Origin of the sequence: Ralstonia mannitolilytica (assembly GCF_905397375.1) — a bacterium.
GTDB classification, from domain to species: domain Bacteria; phylum Pseudomonadota; class Gammaproteobacteria; order Burkholderiales; family Burkholderiaceae; genus Ralstonia; species Ralstonia mannitolilytica.
This window is the reverse complement of sequence record NZ_CAJPVG010000009.1, coordinates 162,901-181,160: the sequence shown is the minus strand read 5'-3', so window position 1 is coordinate 181,160 and position 18,260 is coordinate 162,901. Positions and strand designations below refer to the sequence as shown.

At 65.3% G+C, this 18,260-nt stretch carries 17 protein-coding genes; 8 read left to right on the top strand and 9 right to left on the bottom strand.

Translation table 11 applies throughout. The features are described from left to right. Position 1 precedes the first annotated feature (1 nt). The 3 genes from yajC (at position 2) to secF (ending at position 3,350) form a co-directional block, all read left to right on the top strand. Positions 2-334 carry a preprotein translocase subunit YajC gene (yajC, locus tag KHN96_RS17170; RefSeq protein WP_045785895.1) on the top strand — a complete coding sequence of 111 codons (333 nt, stop codon included), beginning with the start codon at positions 2-4 and terminating at the stop codon, positions 332-334. Positions 335-423: 89 nt separating this feature from the next. After that, the gene (gene secD, locus KHN96_RS17165; protein WP_062737940.1) at positions 424-2,304 is read left to right on the top strand and encodes a protein translocase subunit SecD; all 1,881 of its coding nucleotides are present in this window, start codon (positions 424-426) and stop codon (positions 2,302-2,304) included. Between the two features lie 77 nt (positions 2,305-2,381). Further along, positions 2,382-3,350, top strand: a complete 969-nt coding sequence (gene secF, locus KHN96_RS17160; RefSeq protein ID WP_045785893.1) for a protein translocase subunit SecF — start codon at positions 2,382-2,384, stop codon at positions 3,348-3,350. A gap of 71 nt (positions 3,351-3,421) precedes the next feature. Here the strand turns inward: secF and KHN96_RS17155 are convergent, their stop codons facing one another. The 4 genes from KHN96_RS17155 to purB all read right to left on the bottom strand — a co-directional run bounded on the left by KHN96_RS17155 (position 3,422) and on the right by purB (position 7,000). Then, positions 3,422-4,018, bottom strand: a complete 597-nt coding sequence (locus KHN96_RS17155; protein WP_045785892.1) for a YceI family protein — start codon at positions 4,016-4,018, stop codon at positions 3,422-3,424. Between the two features lie 69 nt (positions 4,019-4,087). After that, a complete protein-coding gene (locus KHN96_RS17150) occupies positions 4,088-4,660 on the bottom strand; it encodes a YceI family protein (protein ID WP_045787768.1) in 573 nt (190 codons plus the stop codon). A 118-nt stretch (positions 4,661-4,778) separates the two neighbouring features. Then, positions 4,779-5,357, bottom strand: coding sequence for a cytochrome b (locus tag KHN96_RS17145; RefSeq protein ID WP_062737941.1), 579 nt, complete (start codon positions 5,355-5,357; stop codon positions 4,779-4,781). A gap of 263 nt (positions 5,358-5,620) precedes the next feature. Next, on the bottom strand, positions 5,621-7,000 hold the full coding sequence (gene purB, locus KHN96_RS17140) for an adenylosuccinate lyase (RefSeq protein WP_045785890.1): 1,380 nt from the start codon (positions 6,998-7,000) through the stop codon (positions 5,621-5,623). Positions 7,001-7,231: 231 nt separating this feature from the next. On the opposite strand from purB, the gene KHN96_RS17135 reads away from it, so the two are divergent. Further along, positions 7,232-7,840, top strand: coding sequence for a glutathione S-transferase (locus tag KHN96_RS17135; RefSeq protein WP_045785889.1), 609 nt, complete (start codon positions 7,232-7,234; stop codon positions 7,838-7,840). 9 nt (positions 7,841-7,849) lie between these two features. Here the strand turns inward: KHN96_RS17135 and KHN96_RS17130 are convergent, their stop codons facing one another. From KHN96_RS17130 to KHN96_RS17110, 5 genes are all read right to left on the bottom strand, one after another. After that, the gene (locus KHN96_RS17130; protein ID WP_045785888.1) at positions 7,850-9,448 is read right to left on the bottom strand and encodes an FMN-binding glutamate synthase family protein; all 1,599 of its coding nucleotides are present in this window, start codon (positions 9,446-9,448) and stop codon (positions 7,850-7,852) included. A gap of 91 nt (positions 9,449-9,539) precedes the next feature. After that, a complete protein-coding gene (gene mnmA, locus KHN96_RS17125; RefSeq protein WP_062737943.1) occupies positions 9,540-10,652 on the bottom strand; it encodes a tRNA 2-thiouridine(34) synthase MnmA in 1,113 nt (370 codons plus the stop codon). Continuing rightward, the gene (locus KHN96_RS17120) at positions 10,649-11,143 is read right to left on the bottom strand and encodes an NUDIX hydrolase (protein WP_062737944.1); all 495 of its coding nucleotides are present in this window, start codon (positions 11,141-11,143) and stop codon (positions 10,649-10,651) included. The genes mnmA and KHN96_RS17120 overlap by 4 nt, the downstream gene beginning before the upstream one ends. Positions 11,144-11,216: 73 nt before the next feature. After that, positions 11,217-12,359, bottom strand: a complete 1,143-nt coding sequence (locus KHN96_RS17115) for an acetyltransferase domain-containing protein (protein ID WP_115044075.1) — start codon at positions 12,357-12,359, stop codon at positions 11,217-11,219. A gap of 2 nt (positions 12,360-12,361) precedes the next feature. Then, a complete protein-coding gene (locus KHN96_RS17110) occupies positions 12,362-14,410 on the bottom strand; it encodes a TonB-dependent siderophore receptor (RefSeq protein WP_062737946.1) in 2,049 nt (682 codons plus the stop codon). A gap of 311 nt (positions 14,411-14,721) precedes the next feature. Between KHN96_RS17110 and KHN96_RS17105 the strand changes: the two genes are divergently transcribed. The 4 genes from KHN96_RS17105 (at position 14,722) to KHN96_RS17090 (ending at position 18,168) form a co-directional block, all read left to right on the top strand. Next, the gene (locus KHN96_RS17105; protein WP_045785883.1) at positions 14,722-15,861 is read left to right on the top strand and encodes a Re/Si-specific NAD(P)(+) transhydrogenase subunit alpha; all 1,140 of its coding nucleotides are present in this window, start codon (positions 14,722-14,724) and stop codon (positions 15,859-15,861) included. 84 nt (positions 15,862-15,945) lie between these two features. Further along, on the top strand, positions 15,946-16,308 hold the full coding sequence (panD, locus tag KHN96_RS17100; RefSeq protein ID WP_045785882.1) for an aspartate 1-decarboxylase: 363 nt from the start codon (positions 15,946-15,948) through the stop codon (positions 16,306-16,308). 76 nt (positions 16,309-16,384) lie between these two features. Continuing rightward, positions 16,385-16,714 carry an NAD(P) transhydrogenase subunit alpha part 2 gene (locus KHN96_RS17095; RefSeq protein ID WP_045785881.1) on the top strand — a complete coding sequence of 110 codons (330 nt, stop codon included), beginning with the start codon at positions 16,385-16,387 and terminating at the stop codon, positions 16,712-16,714. Then, complete coding sequence (locus KHN96_RS17090) at positions 16,711-18,168, top strand: NAD(P)(+) transhydrogenase (Re/Si-specific) subunit beta (RefSeq protein WP_045785880.1); 1,458 nt, start codon at positions 16,711-16,713, stop codon at positions 18,166-18,168. The genes KHN96_RS17095 and KHN96_RS17090 overlap by 4 nt, the downstream gene beginning before the upstream one ends. Positions 18,169-18,260: the final 92 nt, after the last annotated feature.

The following is an 18,260-nucleotide window of genomic DNA, read 5'->3' as shown; positions in this document are numbered from 1 at the left end:
CGTGTTCCTCATTTCCGACGCTTACGCGCAAACCGCACCGGCGGCTGGTGGTGCAGCAGGTGGCCTGATGAGCTTCCTGCCCATCATCCTGATGTTCGTGGTGCTGTGGTTCATCATGATCCGCCCGCAAATGAAGCGCCAGAAAGAAACCAAGGCGATGCTCGAAGCCCTGGCCAAGGGCGACGAAGTCGTCACCGCCGGCGGCATCCTCGGCAAGGTGACGAAGGTGGCCGAGCAGTTCGTCACCGTCGAAATCGCTGCCAACACCGAAATCACCGTCCAGAAGAGCGCCGTGACGGCCGTGCTGCCCAAGGGCACGCTCAAGGCGCTGTAATCCGATCCGGCTTGACCGGCGCCGTGCCGCACGCGCGGCAGCGGCGCCAGGACTCCAGGCAGCGCCTCGGGCACTGACCACCATCCAAGATGAATCGCTATCCGCTCTGGAAATACCTTGTGATCCTGGTGGCGCTTGCCATCGGGTTCCTCTATACGCTGCCGAACTTCTTCGGCGAGGCGCCTGCCGTGCAGGTGTCTTCCGGCAAGGCGACCGTCAAGGTCGACCTGAACACGCAGAAGCAGGTGGAGAGCCTGCTGGCCGCGGCCAACATACAGCCCAACGGCGTGTTCTTCGACACCAACGGCGCCTCCAGCAGCGTGCGCGTGCGTTTTGCCGACACCGACACGCAGCTCAAGGCCAAGGACGCGCTCGCCCGCGGCCTGAACACCGATCCGAATGATCCGACCTACATCGTCGCGCTGAACCTGCTGTCGGGCTCGCCGCGCTGGCTGACCGCCATCCACGCGCTGCCGATGTACCTTGGCCTGGACCTGCGTGGCGGCGTGCACTTCCTGCTGCAGGTCGACATGAAGGGCGCGCTGACCAAGAAGCTCGACTCGCTGGCGGGCGACATCCGCACGCAACTGCGCGACAAGGGCATCCGCCACAACGGCATCGACCGCAACGGCTCGGCCCTGACCATCAAGTTCGGCAGCGCCGACGATGCCGAGCGCGCCCGCGGCATGCTGGCCGACTCCATGCGCGAGCTCGCTTTCAACGTCGACAAGACGGCCGATGGCGCCACGCTCGCCGGCACCTTCACCGCTGCGGCGATGAAGGAAGTGCAGGACAACGCCATCAAGCAGAACATCGTCACGCTGCACAACCGCGTGAACGAACTCGGCGTGGCCGAACCGGTGATCCAGCAGCAGGGACCGGACCGCATCGTCGTCCAGCTGCCCGGCGTGCAGGACACCGCCAAGGCCAAGGACATCATTGGCCGTACCGCCACCCTGGAAGCGCGCCTGGCCGACCCGAACGCACCGCTGCTGCCACGCGCCGGCGACCCGGTACCTCTGGGCGACGAGCTCTTCACGCAGGGCCGCGGTGCGCCGGTGCTGCTGCAGAAGCAGGTGATCTTCACGGGCGACCGCATCACCAGCGCCTCCGCCGGCTTCGACCAGAACCACAATCCGTCGGTCGACATCACACTCGATGGCCAGGGCGGCCGCGTGCTGCGCGACGTGTCGCGCGAGAACATCGGCAAGCGCATGGGCATCGTGCTCTTCGAGAAGGGCAAGGGCGAAGTGCTGACAGTAGCGACCATCCAATCGGAACTGGGCTCGCGCTTCCAGATCACGGGCATGGGTTCGACGGAGGCGTCGGCTGACCTCGCGCTGCTGCTGCGCGCCGGCTCGCTCGCCGCGCCGATGGAGATCATCGAAGAACGCACGATCGGCCCTTCGCTCGGTGCCGACAACATCCGCAAGGGTTTTGACTCCGCAGCGTACGGCTTTGCCGCCGTCTCGCTGTTCATGATCGTGTACTACATGCTGTTCGGCGCCTTCTCGGTGGTGGCGCTGGGCGTGAACGTGTTGCTGCTGATCGCCATCCTGTCGATGCTGCAGGCCACGCTGACCCTGCCGGGCATTGCGGCCATCGCGCTGGCACTCGGCATGGCCATCGACGCCAACGTGCTGATCAACGAGCGCATCCGTGAAGAACTGCGCAACGGCGCCTCGGCCCAGATGGCGATCGCCGCCGGCTTCGAGCGCGCCTGGGCGACCATCCTCGATTCGAACGTGACCACGCTGATCGCCGGCCTGGCGCTGCTGGCGTTCGGTTCGGGCCCGGTGCGCGGCTTTGCGGTGGTGCACTGCCTGGGCATCCTGACCTCGATGTTCTCGGCGGTGTTCTTCAACCGCGCCCTGGTCAATCTCTGGTATGGCCGCCGCAAGAAGCTGCAGGGCCTGGCGATCGGCCAGGTATGGAAGCCCGGCAACAGCCAGTCGCCGGCGCAGCAGTAAGGCACATCCACCACTGAATCTTGCATAACCGGCACCGGCCCAGCACACCAGGGGCCGGTTGCCACAAAGGGCAGACCATGGAGTTTTTCCGCATCCGCCGCGACATTCCGTTCATGAAGCACGCGTTGATTCTCAACGCCGTGTCGTTCCTGACGTTTATCGCCGCTGTCTTCTTCCTGTTCCACAAGGGGCTGCACCTGTCGGTGGAGTTCACGGGTGGCACGGTGATGGAAGTCGCCTACACCCAGGCCGCCGATCTGCCGAAGATCCGCGCCGACGTTGAAAAGCTGGGCTACGCCGATGCGCAGGTGCAGAACTTCGGCACCTCGCGCGACGTGATGATCCGCCTGCCGCTCAAGAACGGCCCCGACGGCAAGCCCATCGCCTCGGCCGTGCAAAGCCAGCAGGTGATGGCGGCCCTGAATGCCGCCAGCCCCGACGCCAAGCTGCAGCGCGTCGAGTTCGTCGGCCCGCAGGTGGGCAAGGAGCTCGCCACGGACGGCCTGCTGGCGCTGCTGTTCGTGGTGGTCGGCATCGTGATCTACCTGTCGGTGCGCTTCGAGTGGAAGTTCGCCGTGGCGGGCGTGATCGCCAACCTGCACGACATCGTCATCATCCTGGGCTTCTTCGCGTTCTTCCAGTGGGAGTTCTCCCTGTCGGTGCTGGCGGCCGTGCTGGCGGTGCTCGGCTATTCGGTGAACGAATCCGTGGTGATCTTCGACCGGATCCGCGAGGCATTCCGCAAGTACCGGAAGATGAACACGCACGAGATCATCGATCACGCCATCACCAGCACGATCTCGCGCACGATCATCACGCACGGTTCGACGGAAATGATGGTGCTGTCGATGCTGGTGTTCGGCGGCCCGACGCTGCACTACTTCGCCCTCGCGCTGACCATCGGCATTCTGTTCGGCATCTATTCGTCGGTGTTCGTGGCGGCGGCGCTGTGCATGTGGCTCGGCGTCAAGCGCGAAGACCTTGTCAAGGGCGAGAAAAAGGCCGGCGGCCCGAAGGATGACCCGAACTTCGGCGCACAGGTCTGACCCCTCCCCTGCGGCCCCGCAGGCAACAAAAAGCCCCGCAATCGCGGGGCTTTTTCTTGGGCGTCGCGCGCTTACTGCTGGGCGACGTTCGTGTCCTGCTTGATGCCCTCGACCTGGATCTTCAGCTTGGTTTCCATGTTGAAACCGTAGGCCTTGCCGTAGTCGAGGCCGAACTCGTCCCGCTTGAACGTCACTTCGGCGTCGGCGCCGCACACTTCGCGCTTGAGCATCGGGTGCTGCATGCACTTGAACGAATCGATTTCCATCTTGACCGGCTTGGTCACGCCGCGCAGCGTGAGCTGACCCTCGGCTTCGGTCGGCACGTCGCCCTTGAACTTGGTGAATTCGCCCTTGAACGTGGCGGTCGGGTACTTGGCCACGTCGAACAGGTCGGGGCTCTTGGCGTGCTCGTTCATCTTGGCGTGACCGAAGTCGATGCTGTCGGTCTGCACGGTCACGTCGATGGTGCCCTTCTTGGCCTGGCGGTCCAGGGTCACGGTCCCGCTGGACTTTTCGAACTTGCCGCGCCACTTCGACAGCCCGCCCATGTGGTCGGCTTCGAAGCTGGGGTAGGTGTGGCTCGGGTCCAGCTGATACGTGGCCGGTGCAGCAAAGGCGGCGCTGGCTGCAACAGCCGACAGTGCGGCAACGAGGGTACGCAATTTCATGAGAACTCCTGCGGAGAAAAGCGGCGATTGAGCCGAAAAAACGTCGGGTGGATAACCTGATCCAGCAAGTTACTTCTTGGCGATGACGACGCGGAACTTGATCGTCACGTCGTCCGCGACGACGGACGTATCCTTCCATTCACCATCGCCGACCTTGAACGCGTTGCGCTTGATGGGCAGCGCGCCTTCAAAGACCTGGTTGGCGCCTTCCTGCCTGAAGGTGACGGGCGCGGTCACATCCTGCGTGACACCCTTGATGGTCAGCTTGCCGACCACATCCACCTTGCCGCCCGCGCCCGGCTTGAACGCCGACGAGACGAAGGTGGCTTTCGGATACTTGGCGGCGTCAAACCAATCCTTCTTCTTCAGTTCGTCGTTGTAGGCCTTGTCGCCCACATCGACGCTGTTGATATCGATGTCGACCTTGGCCGTGGAAGCGGCCACGTTGGCAGGGTTGTAGTTGACGGTGGCGTCGAACTTGCCGAACTTGATGTCCATCGGCACACCGAGCTGCTTGCCGGTGGCCGTGACGCTGCTCTTGGCGGCGTCCACCTGGGCAACGGCCGATACCGACACGGCAGCAATCGAGAGCGCGCCGGCGGCAACCAGGGCAATCGCGCGGGGGCGCACAAAGCGTTTCATCATCAGACTCCTTCGGTCAGGCCGGATCGTGCCGGCAATCTTGGTCAAGACGGAGAACAACGGGCGCCGGCGTGCACCGGCATCTGAAAACCAGAACAGCGGATCGAGAGCGGCCGACTCAGCGCAAGAACGGCACCATGCGGCGCAGCGTGCCGTCACGATCGACCACGTGATGCTTGAGCGCGGCCAGAATGTGCAGCACGACGATGGCGGCCATCGTCCAGTTCAGCCATTCATGCGCTGCGCCGAACACGGCCTTGAGCGCATCGCTCTTCTCGAACGGCATCGGCAGTTCCCACAGGCCAAGGTAGACAACCTTGACACCAGCCGCCACGCTGAACAGATAGCCGGTCAGCGGCACGGCCAGGATCAGCAGATACAGCACCAGGTGCGCGCCTTCGGCCGCCTTGTGCTGCCACTTCGGCATACCGGCCACGGGTGCCGGCGCACGGTGCGTGAGGCGCCAAAGCACCCGCAGGACGGCAAAGATCAGCACGGTGATGCCGATCCACTTATGGTACGAGTACAGCTTGAGCTTGGTCGGCGTGAATCCGGGGATATCGGTCATGTACAGACCAAGCCCGAAGGCCGCGAATATCAGCAGCGCGACGATCCAATGCAGCGCGATCGCGGGAGCGCCATAGGCGCCGTCGTCGGCGGCACGCACGGCGAGATTCGGTTGAGCAGCTTGTGACATCGGTTCCCTCGGTTGGAAAGACGCTCGGCGGGTTTGCCCTGCGGGCTCAGACATCGGCGCCAGACGATGGTGCATTATTTGCGCGATCGGACGGCCGCAGACGGCCTGCAGTTCACCAACAAGTTCAAATTTTTTGATGTTCGGAACACCCGCGCGCTAGCCCCGCCCGGCGAATTCTACCCGCGCTCCATAGCAAAACAGCCTCCTCCGTATCGCTACGGAGGAGGCTGTCTTTGTATCAGCCCAACAAATTTTCGGAATGATCAGACGCTGCCGATCCGGCGCGCCAGTTCCGCCGCCTTGCCGATGTAGCTGCCGGGCGTCATGTCAAGCAGCAGCTGGCGGGCGTCTTCGGGAATCGCCAGCGTGGCGATGAATTCACGCAGCGCCTCGCGCGAGATACCCTTGCCCCGCGTCAGTTCCTTCAACTGCTCGTACGGATTGGCGATGCCGTAGCGGCGCATCACGGTCTGCACCGGCTCGGCCAGGACTTCCCAGCAGTTGTCCAGGTCTTCGGCCAGGCGGGCCGGGTTGGTTTCCAGCTTGCCCAGGCCGCGCAGGCACGCGTCGTACGCGAGCAGGCTGTAGCCGAACGCCACGCCGATGTTGCGCAGCACGGTCGAATCGGTCAGGTCACGCTGCCAGCGCGACACCGGCAGCTTTTCCGACAGGTGGCGCAGCACCGCGTTGGCCAGACCGACGTTGCCTTCCGAGTTTTCGAAGTCGATCGGGTTGACCTTGTGCGGCATGGTCGACGAGCCGATCTCGCCGGCCTTCGTCTTCTGCTTGAAGTAGCCCTGCGAGATGTAGCCCCAGACGTCACGGTCGAGGTCGAGGATGATCGTGTTGGCGCGCGCCACGGCGTCGAACAGTTCGGCCATGTAGTCGTGCGGCTCGATCTGGATCGTGTACGGGTTGAACGTCAGGCCCAGGCGCTGCTCGATCACGTTCTTCGAGAAGGCTTCCCAGTCCAGCGACGGGTAGGCCGACAGGTGCGCGTTGTAGTTGCCGACCGCGCCGTTCATCTTGCCGAGCAGCTCCACGGCCTCGATGCGGCGGATGGCACGGTCCAGGCGCGCGGCCACGTTGGCCATTTCCTTGCCCAGCGTGGTGGGGCTGGCCGGCTGGCCGTGCGTGCGCGAGAGCATCGGCACATCGGCGTTGGCGTGAGCCAGTTCCACCAGGCGCGCCTGGACGCGGCGCAGCGCCGGCACGATCACCGTGTCGCGCGCGCCTTTGAGCATCATGCCGTGCGAGGTATTGTTGATGTCTTCCGATGTGCAGGCAAAGTGGATGAATTCGCTCGCGGCTTCGAGTTCCGGGTTGCCCTTCACGCGCTCCTTCATCCAGTATTCGACGGCCTTCACGTCATGGTTGGTGACGGCTTCGATCTCTTTGATGCGGGCGGCGTCTGCTTCGGCAAAGTTCTCGACCAAGGCCAGCAGCGCGCGCTCGGCGTCGGCCGAAAAACGTGGGATTTCCGCCAGGCCCGCCTGCGACAGGGCGATCAGCCAGTGCACCTCCACCTTCACGCGATTGCGCATGAAAGCGGCTTCCGACAGCCACTCACGCAGCGGATCGGCCTTGGCGGCGTAGCGGCCATCGATGGGAGACAGGGCGGTCAGAGCAGAAAGCGACGACATGGCAGGCGGGGAAAAATGTGAAGGGAATCTCAATCCGGACAACCCGGGCGCCCCATCGAGCGTTGAGTCGGGAGCGCCCGGACGGCGCAAGAGCGAACCCGCGATTTTACCATCCGGCACCCCGGCTTTACGGTCGATCCGACGCCTGACAAGCCGCCCTTTGGTTGAAGCGCTTCGCACGGCACTCGGGAAAGCCCCCAGCTATACTTCCGCCTCCAACATGACATGCCTATGAAACTGATCGGATCGCACGCCAGCCCGTACACCCGCAAGGTGCGCGTGGTCCTGGCAGAAAAGAAAATCGACTACCAGTTCGTGCTGGAAGACGTGTGGAGCGCCAACACGCAGATCCACCAGTTCAACCCGCTCGGCAAGGTGCCCTGCCTGGTGATGGACGACGGTGGCGCCCTGTTCGACTCGCGCGTGATCGCCGAATATGCCGACACGCTGTCGCCCGTGGCGCGCCTGATTCCGCCGTCGGGCCGCGAGCGCGTGGAAGTACGCTGCTGGGAAGCGCTCGCCGACGGGCTGCTCGACGCAGCGCTCATGCTGCGCATCGAACACACGCAGCGCACACCCGAGCAGCGCAGCGAAACCTGGCTCGCACGCCAGAACCACAAGATCGACGACGCGCTGAAGGCCATGTCGCAGGGCCTGGCCGACAAGACGTGGTGCAACGGCAACCACCTGACGCTGGCCGACATTGCCGTGGGCTGCGCGCTCGGCTACCTCGATTTCCGCCAGCCACAGATCGACTGGCGCGAACGGCACGCCAATCTCGCCGCGTTCTACGCGCGCATGGAAAAACGGCCGAGCTTCATCGAAACCCAGCCGCAGTAAATCGCCGCCCTACACGGCCACCGGATCAAACCGGTCGGCCTGGGCCATCGGCCAGTAACGTTCGTATAGCTGATAACGGTAGCGCCCGGCCAGCAGATCGCCGGGCTCGAGGTATTTGAGCAGCGCCGAGAGCAACTGCACCTCGTTGCCCGACACGCGCCGTACGATGTGGTGCGCACGGAAATCCGCCGGATGCTGCAGCCCCGCTGCCTGCGTCAGCTCCAGCAGTGCATGCAGCGTGTGCCGGTGATATTGATGCACGCGCTCGGCCTTGTCCGGCACCACCAGCGCTTTCTGGCGAGACGGATCCTGCGTGGCCACGCCGGTCGGGCAGCGGTCGGTGTGACATTTCTGCGCCTGGATGCAGCCCAGCGCAAACATGAAGCCGCGCGCCGCGTTGCACCAGTCGGCGCCCATCGCCAGCGTGCGCGCCACGTCGAACGCGGTGACGATCTTGCCCGACGCGCCAATCCTGATCTTGTCACGCAGGTTGGTGCCGACCAGCGTGTTGTGCACCAGCAGCAGCCCTTCCTGCAGCGGTGTGCCGACGTGGTCGGTAAATTCAAGCGGTGCGGCGCCCGTGCCGCCCTCGGCGCCATCCACGACGATGAAGTCCGGCAGGATGCCCGACTCCAGCATCGCCTTGACGATGCCGAAGAACTCCCACGGGTGCCCGATGCACAGCTTGAAGCCGGTGGGCTTGCCGCCGGACAGCGTGCGCAGCCGGTCGACGAATTGCAGCAAACCGAGCGGCGTAGAGAACTCGGAATGCGAAGCCGGCGAGATGCAGTCCTGCCCGATCGGGATGCCGCGCGTGGCGGCAATTTCCGGCGTCACCTTGGCCGCGGGCAGCACGCCGCCGTGGCCCGGCTTGGCACCCTGCGACAGCTTCACCTCGATCATCTTCACCTGCGGGCTGCGCGCCTGCTCGGCGAAGCGCTCGGGGTCGAAGCGGCCGTTGGCGTCGCGGCAGCCGAAATAGCCGGAAGCGACTTCCCAGATCAGGTCGCCGCCTTCTTCGCGGTGGTACGGCGAGATCGAACCCTCGCCCGTGTCATGGATGAAGTTGCCGAGCTTCGCGCCGCGGTTCAGCGCCCGGATGGCGTTGCCCGAGAGCGCCCCGAAGCTCATCGCCGAGATGTTGAACACCGACATCGAATACGGCTGGGCGCGCCCCTCGCCCACCATCACGCGAAAATCGGACGACGCGATGCGCGTAGGCGCGAGCGAGTGGCCGATCCACTCGTGCCCCGGCACCTTCACGTCGACCTCGGTCCCGAACGGGCGGCTGTCGACTTCGCCCTTGGCGCGCTGGTAGACAATGCTGCGCTGGGCCCGCGAGAACGGTTTCTCGTCGGTATCGTCCTCAACGAAGTACTGACGGATTTCGGGGCGGATGAACTCGAACAGGAAACGCAGGTGACCCCACAGCGGGTAGTTGCGCAGCACCGAATGGCGCGTCTGCGTGAGGTCGTGCAGGCCCAGAAGTACGAAGACCCCGGGGATCACCGCGCAGGCCCAGTGCAGGCGCCCCGCCACCGCAAACCCCGCGGTGACGACAAACAACAGCACAACACCCGCGAAGGCCCAGTAACGGCGTGGCAGCATGGCAAACCCTGTGTGGAAGCAAACGTGGGCGCCAGCTTAAACGAGCGCGGCGATGGCCGCAGCCGTCACAACGCCATGTTGCGGAAACCGATCAGGCGACCGCCTTTTCGATGGTGGCCGGCTCGGCCGCGGAAATGATGCCGCCGCCCAGGCACACCTCGCCGTCGTACAGCACGGCGGACTGACCGGGTGTCACGGCCCACTGGGCCTCGGGGAAGCTCAACGTGAGCGCACCCCCGGCAGCGCGAACCACGGCGCAGGGCGCGTCGGCCTGGCGATAGCGCGTCTTGGCGGCCAGCAGCGTGCCTTGCGCCGGCGCGTGGCCGGCCACCCAGCTCAGATCGTCAGCGTGCACGGTATGCGCCAGCAGCCACGGGTGGTCGTGACCTTGCACCACATACAACGTGTTGGCCGCCATGTCCTTGCGGGCCACGTACCAGGCATCGCCGTTGCCGTCGCGGCTGCCGCCGATGCCGATGCCCTTGCGCTGCCCCAGCGTGTAGAACGCCAGGCCGATGTGCTCGCCGATGGTCTTGCCGTCCGGCGTCTTGATCGGGCCGGGCTTGGTCGGCAGGTAGCGATTCAGGAAATCGCGAAACGGCCGCTCGCCGATAAAGCAGATGCCGGTGGAATCCTTCTTCTTGGCATTGGGCAGGCCGATCTCCGCAGCAATCTCCCGCACTTTCGTCTTCGGAATCTCCCCCAGCGGAAACAGCGTGCGCGACAGTTGCGCCTGGTTCAGGCGATGCAGGAAATAGCTCTGGTCTTTCGTGTGGTCGAACGCCTTGAGCAACTCGAAGCGGCCGTCGACTTCGCGCACGCGGGCGTAGTGGCCGGTGGCAATGGTGTCAGCGCCGAGCGCCATCGCGTGGTCGAGGAAGGCCTTGAACTTGATCTCGGCGTTGCACAGCACATCGGGGTTCGGCGTGCGGCCGGCCGAGTATTCGCGCAGGAAATCGGCGAACACGCGGTCCTTGTACTCGGCGGCAAAGTTGACGGCCTCGACGTCCACGCCGATCAGGTCGGCCACCGACACCACGTCGATCCAGTCCTGCCGGGTCGAGCAGTATTCGCTGTCGTCATCGTCTTCCCAGTTCTTCATGAACAGGCCGACGACGTCATAGCCCTGCTGCTTGAGCAGCCACGCCGTGACGGAGGAATCGACGCCGCCGGACATACCGACGACCACGCGCCTCTTGGTCATCGCACCACCTCCAGGCCGTAGGTGCTCGGATGCGTGTGGATGATGTCGAGCGGATAGCGCTTGCCGGCCACGTAGTCCTCCACGCAGGCGAGCAGCAGCGGGCTGCGGTGGCGCTCGCGGGTGGCGCGGATTTCATCGGCCGTCATCCATACCGTGCGGACGATGCCGTCATCGAGCTTGCGACGCGGGTCGAAGGGGCCGAGTTCGCCCGTGAACGCCATCCGCACATAGGTGACCGGATCGCCCTGCGGCGGCTGGAACTGCGCCATGTAGCAGCCCAGGAAGGCCGTCGGCACAAAGCTGTGCGCGGCTTCTTCCAGCGCCTCGCGTGCGACGGCGTCGACCAGGCTTTCGTCGGGGTCCAGGTGGCCGGCAGGCTGGTTCAGGCGCAAACCGGCGTCGGTGTGCTCTTCCACCAGCAGAAAGCGCCCGTCCTGTTCGATGACGGCGGCAACGGTGACGCTGGGCTTCCAGCGGACGGCTTGGTTCATGGCAAAAAAGGCAACAAAAACAAGGCGTTATTGTAGCCGTCCGCGGCCACCCCTGCTGGGGATGGCGGCGGCGTCACAAATAGTGCATCCACCGGTAACGCCCTGTGCGGCGCAGCCCTGCAAACCAGCGAGTCGGCCAATACAGCAGCGCGAGCGTCGGCAGCCATGCCGCCCACAGCTGCCAGACGGAATCGAAGCCGAAACGCGAGCCGTGGTTGGCGCCGAACAGGTGGAACGCCGCCAGATAGGCGACGTGCAGCAGATAGAGATGCAGCAGATAGAAGAACATGGGCGCAGCGCCCAGCGTCTGCAGCACGTGCGCTGCGCGTACGGGCAGGCGGTCGAGCCATGCCAGCGCACACAGGCCCAAGCCGAGCGTCAGCAGCAGGAAATCCAGCGACGGTGGGTACTTGGTGAGATTGAGGAACGACACGGCGGTGCCCAGCGCATCAGGGTAACCGGCCCACGGTTGCGGCTCGCCATAGCCGTTGAACGCGCGCAGCATCGTAAACCCGATCAGGCTCGCCACGCCCAGCCGCCAACACAACGCCCGCCGCGCCTCCGGTGAGCGCCGCGCATACGCCGGCGCAAACGCATAACCGAGGCCGATCACACCGACCCACGCGAGCGCCGGATACGACGTGCGCAGCCGCAGCGCATCGCCCAGCACAATCCAGTCGCGCTGATGCAGCACCGCCCACAGCGCATGCCACGTGGAACCCGGCGCCAGATGCGTCTGCGTGAGCAGGTTGTGCCCCGCCACGATCACCAGCGAGACCGCCAGCAACCCGCCGCGCGGCAGCCAGATCAGCCCCGCCAGCGCGATCATCGACAAGCCGATCGTCCAGATGACTTGCAGATAGACCGTCGTGGGCGGCAAGGCAAACGTCCAGGCAAAGTTCACGACGGTCAACTCCAGGACCACGAGGAACAGCCCACGCTGGACCAGATGCGCCGACACACCGAGCCGATCCGCGCCGGGCTTCTGCGCGGACAGCCACGCCGACATGCCCGCCAGAAACACGAATACCGGCGCGCACGGGTGACTGGCAAAGCGTGTCAGCGCCAGCGCCGGCGAAGTGACCGCCAGATCGACGGGGTCTGCCACCTGCGCGTGCAGGAAGAAGAACTCACGCAGATGGTCGACCACCATCAGTGTCATCACGAGGCCGCGCAGCGCATCCACTGCGGCAAGCCGCGAAGAACCGACCCCCATCGTCAGAACTTGTAGGTCGCGGCCAGCGTGATCTGCCGCTCCGCGCCTGGGGCCACCCACAGCTCGTTGTACGAACTGGCGTAGTAGCGCTTGTCGAACAGGTTATCGACCGTGAGCGAAAAACGCAGTGCGCGCGTCGGCTGCACATAGCCATGCAGGCGCACGGTGGTGTAGGCGGGAAGCTTGAAACCGTTGTTGACGCTGTTGCCGGCGCGCTCACCTACGTAGACCACGCCACCACCCGCGCCGGCCCTGCCCAACGCGCCCGCGCCAAACTCATACAGGCCGAGTACGCTGGCGCTATGACGCGGAATGTTCGACAGTGGCGCGCCTCGCGGCAGCACCGTATCGGCGGTGACATGGGCGTCGGTATAGGCATACGTGGCCAGCATCTTGACGTTCTTCGTCACCTGCCCCGACACATCGAGCTCGACACCGCGGCTGCGCACCGCACCCGCCGTGCGCTGGAACGTCGCATCGCGCGGATCGCCCGTCAGTACGTTCGTCTTGTCGATCGAGTACAGCGCCAGCGTGCCACCGAGCCGGCCGTCGGCGGTTTCCAACTTGGCGCCCACTTCGTAGCCGCGCCCACGCTCGGGCGCGAACGCGTTGCCCTGCGCGCCCACGCCCGTGTTGGGCCGGAACGAACGCGACGTATTGGCGTACAGCGACAGCGTGGGCAGGGGCTGATACACGATGCCGATGCGCGGGCTGTAGGCCGTCTGCTGCTGCGCGACACGCGTGCCTGTCAGGCGATTGTCGGCGTGCTGCAGGAAGCGGTCCATGCGCACGCCGGCCAGCAGCTTCCATTGCGCGGACAGGGCAATCTGGTCCTGCACGAACGCGCCGAAACCGCGCTGGAACTCGCGCGTGCTGATGCTCGGCCGCATGCTCGGGCGCGGCTGGCCGTAGACGGGGTCGAAAATATCGATGGCATACGGCGCGGCGGCGCTCGGGTTGACACGGTACAGCACCGGGTCGTAGCGGAAGTTGTAGAAATCGGCGCCGGCCACCAGCGTATGTCGGATCGCGCCGGTATGCACATCGCCCTGCACGTCGATACGGCCGGCGAGGTCGTTCGCGTGATAGTCGCGCTCGCGGGCCTGGCGCCACAGGGTGCGGCCGTCCGCCTGCAGGCTCGCCGCATCCGACGACTTCCCGAACAGTTGCGACGCTCGATACTGCAGCCCGCCATTGAGCTTCCAGCCATGGTTCAGCTGGTGCTCGACCGTCAGATGATGGCTTTGCGTGCGCACGGTCGTATCGCCGTCCCCCGGCTCACCGAGAAAGCGCGACGGCGGCAGCGCACCGAGCTGCTGGTTCATGGCGACGATGCCGCGATCGAACGGCGTCTTCAGCTGCGCGGCCTCAAACGCATACGTCACGACAGTGTCGTCCGTTGCCAGCCACGTGAACGACGGGGCGACGACGTATCGCCGGCTGGACGAAAAATCGCGGAAGCCCTGGCTGCTCTCTGCCGCCACGCCAAGGCGATAGGCCACGCGCTCGGACAGCGGGCCGGTCATCTCTGTCGCGAGCCGGTATCGGTCCGGATTGCCCACGGCCAGCGTCACCTCGCGCGACGGTCTGAACTGCGGCGTGCGCGTGACGATGTTGACGATGCCGCCGGGGTCGCTGCGCCCATACAGCGCCGCCGACGGCCCCTTGAGCACATCGATGCGCGCAACGTTGACGGCGTCCACCGGCACGCTGTTGGCGCGATTGCCTGAAAACCCGTTGACGAGATAGTCCGCGCCCGTGTTGAGGTCGCCCGCAAAGCCGCGGATGGCGAAGTTGTCGGCCATGCCGCCCAGGTTGTTCTGCCGGCTGATCCCGCTGACCCAGTCAAGCGCCGTGTCCAGACGTGTTGCGCCAAAGTCATCGAGCGCGCCGCGCGTGACGACGCCCACCGACTGCGGCACATCCTTGAGCGGCGTGTCGGTCAGCGTAGCGGAGCTCGCCCGCCGCGCGCGCAAACGTTCGTCGCCCGCGGAGCCCAGCACGATCGATTCGTCCAGCGCAAACGTTGGGACCGTCTCGGCGGCGGCCATGCTTGATGCGCTGCACAAAACCGCCCCGGTTAGGCTCCACCTTGCGTGCAAGGGGATAAGACATCGTCTACGCTGCATGGCAATACTGAACGCGTCGAAAACGGCCACGCTATCCTAATTGCAATTGAGTTGCAACAAAGAGCGGGGTCGGCGCGACAATCCAGCGCGTGCCGCTAAGCGAATGCTCATGATCGAGCAGGTCTTCAGGGCCGGTCCGCCTGCCAAAAAGTTCGGGTAAGCTCCACATCGTTCAACAAAAAACCGATCTGCGCGCCGTTCCGCATCGCGCGCACCACGACGAGGAGAACACGATGCACATCGGCATCCCGCAGGAGACGCGGGCGGACGAGACGCGCGTTGCCGCGACCCCGGAGACGGTGAAGAAGTACGTCGCGCAAGGCCACCAGGTCACGGTGCAATCGGGCGCCGGCGTCGCTGCCGCCCAGCCTGACGAAGCCTATGTGGCGGCCGGCGCCCGGATCGGCACCGCCGCCGAAGCGCTCGGTGCGCAGATCGTGCTGAAGGTGCGCTCGCCTGAACCGGCGGAGCTGGCGCAGATGCAGCCGGGCGCGGTGCTGGTCGGCATGCTCAATCCGTTCGACGACGACAACACGGCGCGCCTGGCTGCGGCCAATGTCACCGCATTCGCGCTGGAAGCGGCGCCCCGCACCACGCGCGCGCAGAGCATGGACGTGCTCTCGTCGCAGGCCAACATCGCCGGCTACAAGGCCGTGATGGTGGCGGCCAATCATTACCAGCGCTTCATGCCGATGCTGATGACGGCCGCCGGCACGGTGAAGGCCGCGCGCGTGCTCATCCTCGGCGCGGGCGTGGCGGGGCTGCAGGCGATTGCCACCGCCAAGCGCCTGGGCGCCGTGATCGAAGCGTCCGACGTGCGCCCCGCCGTGAAGGAACAGATCGAATCGCTGGGCGCGAAATTCCTCGACGTCCCGTTCCTCACCGACGAAGAACGCGAGATCGCCCAGGGCGTCGGCGGCTATGCCCGCCCGATGCCGCCCGACTGGATGCGCCGCCAGGCCGAACTCGTGCACGAGCGCGCCAAGCAGGCCGACATCGTCATCACGACCGCGCTGATCCCGGGCCGCCGCGCGCCGACGCTGCTGTCCGAAGCAACCGTCCAGGCGATGAAGCCGGGCTCGGTGGTGGTCGACCTGGCCGCCGCGCAAGGCGGCAACTGCCCGCTGACCGAAGCCGACCGCGTGGTCGTCAAGCACGGCGTCACGCTGGTGGGCTACACCAACCTCGCGTCGATGGTGGCGGCCGACGCCTCCGCCCTCTACGCCCGAAACGTGCTCGATTTCCTCAAGCTGATCATCGACAAGGATGGCGGCCTGGTCATCAACCGCGAAGACGACATCGTGGCCGCCTGCCTGCTCAGCCAGGGCGGCCAGGTAGTGCGCGCGCCCGCCGCCACGAGCGCCGCCACATAACAACGGAGACGGCGGCCCGGCTGGTGTCATGACGCCGGCCTGGCCGCCAGTGGCGATTTCATCTTTTGTTTCAAGGATAGCTTCATGCAACGCAACATGCTTCGCGCCAAGCTGCACCGCGCGACGGTCACCCAGGCCGATCTGGACTACGAAGGCTCGTGTGGCATCGACGAGGATCTCCTCGACGCCGCCGACATGCGCGAGTACGAGAAGATCGAGCTGTACAACGTCAACAACGGCGAGCGCTTCTCCACCTACATCATCAAGGGCAAGCGCGGCTCCGGGGAAATCTCGCTCAACGGTGCCGCTGCACGCCGCGCCCACGTGGGCGACCTGCTGATCATCTGCACCTATGCGCCGATGAACGAAGAGGAAGTCGCCAGCCACAAGCCCAAGGTCGTGCTGCTGGGCGAGGGCAACAAGATCAAGGAAATCAAGGCAATCTGAGCACCGGCGGCGGCGCCCCTCGCGTGCCGCCGACCGCCCCGAATCGCACAAGCAAGAGGGTAAGAGGAGAAGCAAGATGGAGCTGGTCAATCACACGGTGATCAACCTGATCATCTTCGTGCTGGCGATCTACGTCGGCTACCACGTGGTCTGGACGGTCACCCCGGCGCTGCATACGCCGCTGATGGCCGTGACCAACGCCATCTCGGCCATCATCATCGTCGGCGCCATGCTGGCAGCGGGCCTCACGCAGACGGGCCTGGGGCGCACGATGGGCGTGGTGGCGGTGGCGCTGGCGGCGGTGAATGTGTTCGGCGGCTTCCTCGTCACGCAGCGCATGCTTGAGATGTTCAAGAAGAAGGAGCCGAAGGCCAAATCCGGGCAAGACGAGGGGGTCAAGCCATGAGCATGAACCTCGTCACCCTGCTGTATCTTGTCGCGTCGGTGTGCTTCATCCAGGCGCTCAAGGGCTTGTCGCACCCGACCACGGCGCGGCGCGGCAACGCGTTCGGCATGACCGGCATGGCCATCGCCGCCGTCACGACCGTCGCGCTCATCTACAAGCTCAAGACGGAGATGTTTGCCGGCACCGAGAGCGGCACGTCTACCGGCTTCGTCCTGATTCTTGCCGGCCTGGTGGCGGGCGGCGGCATCGGCGCGTATGTGGCGCGCACGGTCGAGATGACCAAGATGCCCGAGCTGGTGGCCGCCATGCATTCGCTGATCGGCCTGGCCGCGGTGTGCATTGCCGTGGCCGCCGTGGCGGAGCCGTCGGCCTTTGGCATCACGATGGCCGGCGACAACGTATTGCCGCTGGGCAACCGCGTGGAACTGTTCATCGGCACGTTCGTCGGCGCCATCACGTTCTCCGGCTCCGTCATCGCGTTCGGCAAGCTGTCGGGCAAATACAAGTTCCGCCTGTTCCAGGGCGCGCCAGTGCAGTTTGCGGGCCAGCACACGCTGAACCTGCTGCTGGCGGTGGCGATGCTGGGCTTCGGCATCCTGTTCTTCCTGAGCCAGAGCTGGCTGCCGTTCATCATCATGACGGGGATCGCCTTCGTGCTCGGCGTGCTGATCATCATCCCGATCGGCGGGGCGGATATGCCGGTGGTGGTGTCGATGCTGAATTCGTATTCGGGTTGGGCGGCGGCGGGCATCGGCTTCTCGCTCAACAACCCGATGCTGATCATCGCGGGCTCGCTGGTAGGCTCGTCAGGTGCCATCCTGTCGTACATCATGTGCAAGGCGATGAACCGGTCGTTCTTCAACGTGATCCTCGGCGGCTTCGGCTCGGAGGCTTCCGCCGGTGCGGCGGCGGCCGGCGGGCAGCAACGGCCGGTCAAGTCCGGCTCGCCCGACGATGCCGCCTTCCTGCTGGGGAACGCGGAAACGGTCATCATCGTTCCGGGCTACGGGCTGGCTGTGGCGCGCGCCCAGCATGCCCTGAAGGAGCTGACCGAAAAGCTGTCGGAGAAGGGTGTGACGGTCAAGTACGCCATCCACCCCGTCGCCGGCCGCATGCCGGGGCACATGAACGTGCTGCTCGCCGAGGCCGAAGTGCCGTACGACCAGGTCTTCGAAATGGAAGACATCAACGGCGAGTTCGGCCAGGCCGATGTGGTGCTGGTGCTCGGCGCCAACGACGTGGTCAACCCCGCCGCCAAGAACGACCCGAAGTCGCCGATTGCCGGCATGCCGATCCTGGAGGCCTACAAGGCCAAGACCATCATCGTGAACAAGCGCTCGATGAACGCCGGCTACGCGGGGCTCGACAACGAACTCTTCTATATGGACAAGACGATGATGGTGTTCGGCGACGCCAAAAAGGTCGTCGAAGACATGGTGAAGGCGGTCGAATAGGCGCCCCCCGGGGGGGCCACGAACGCCGGCCCGCCGCCTCCCCTCCGCGCCGCGCTTGCCCCCGACTGCCGCAGGCAGTAACGTAGTGCAAG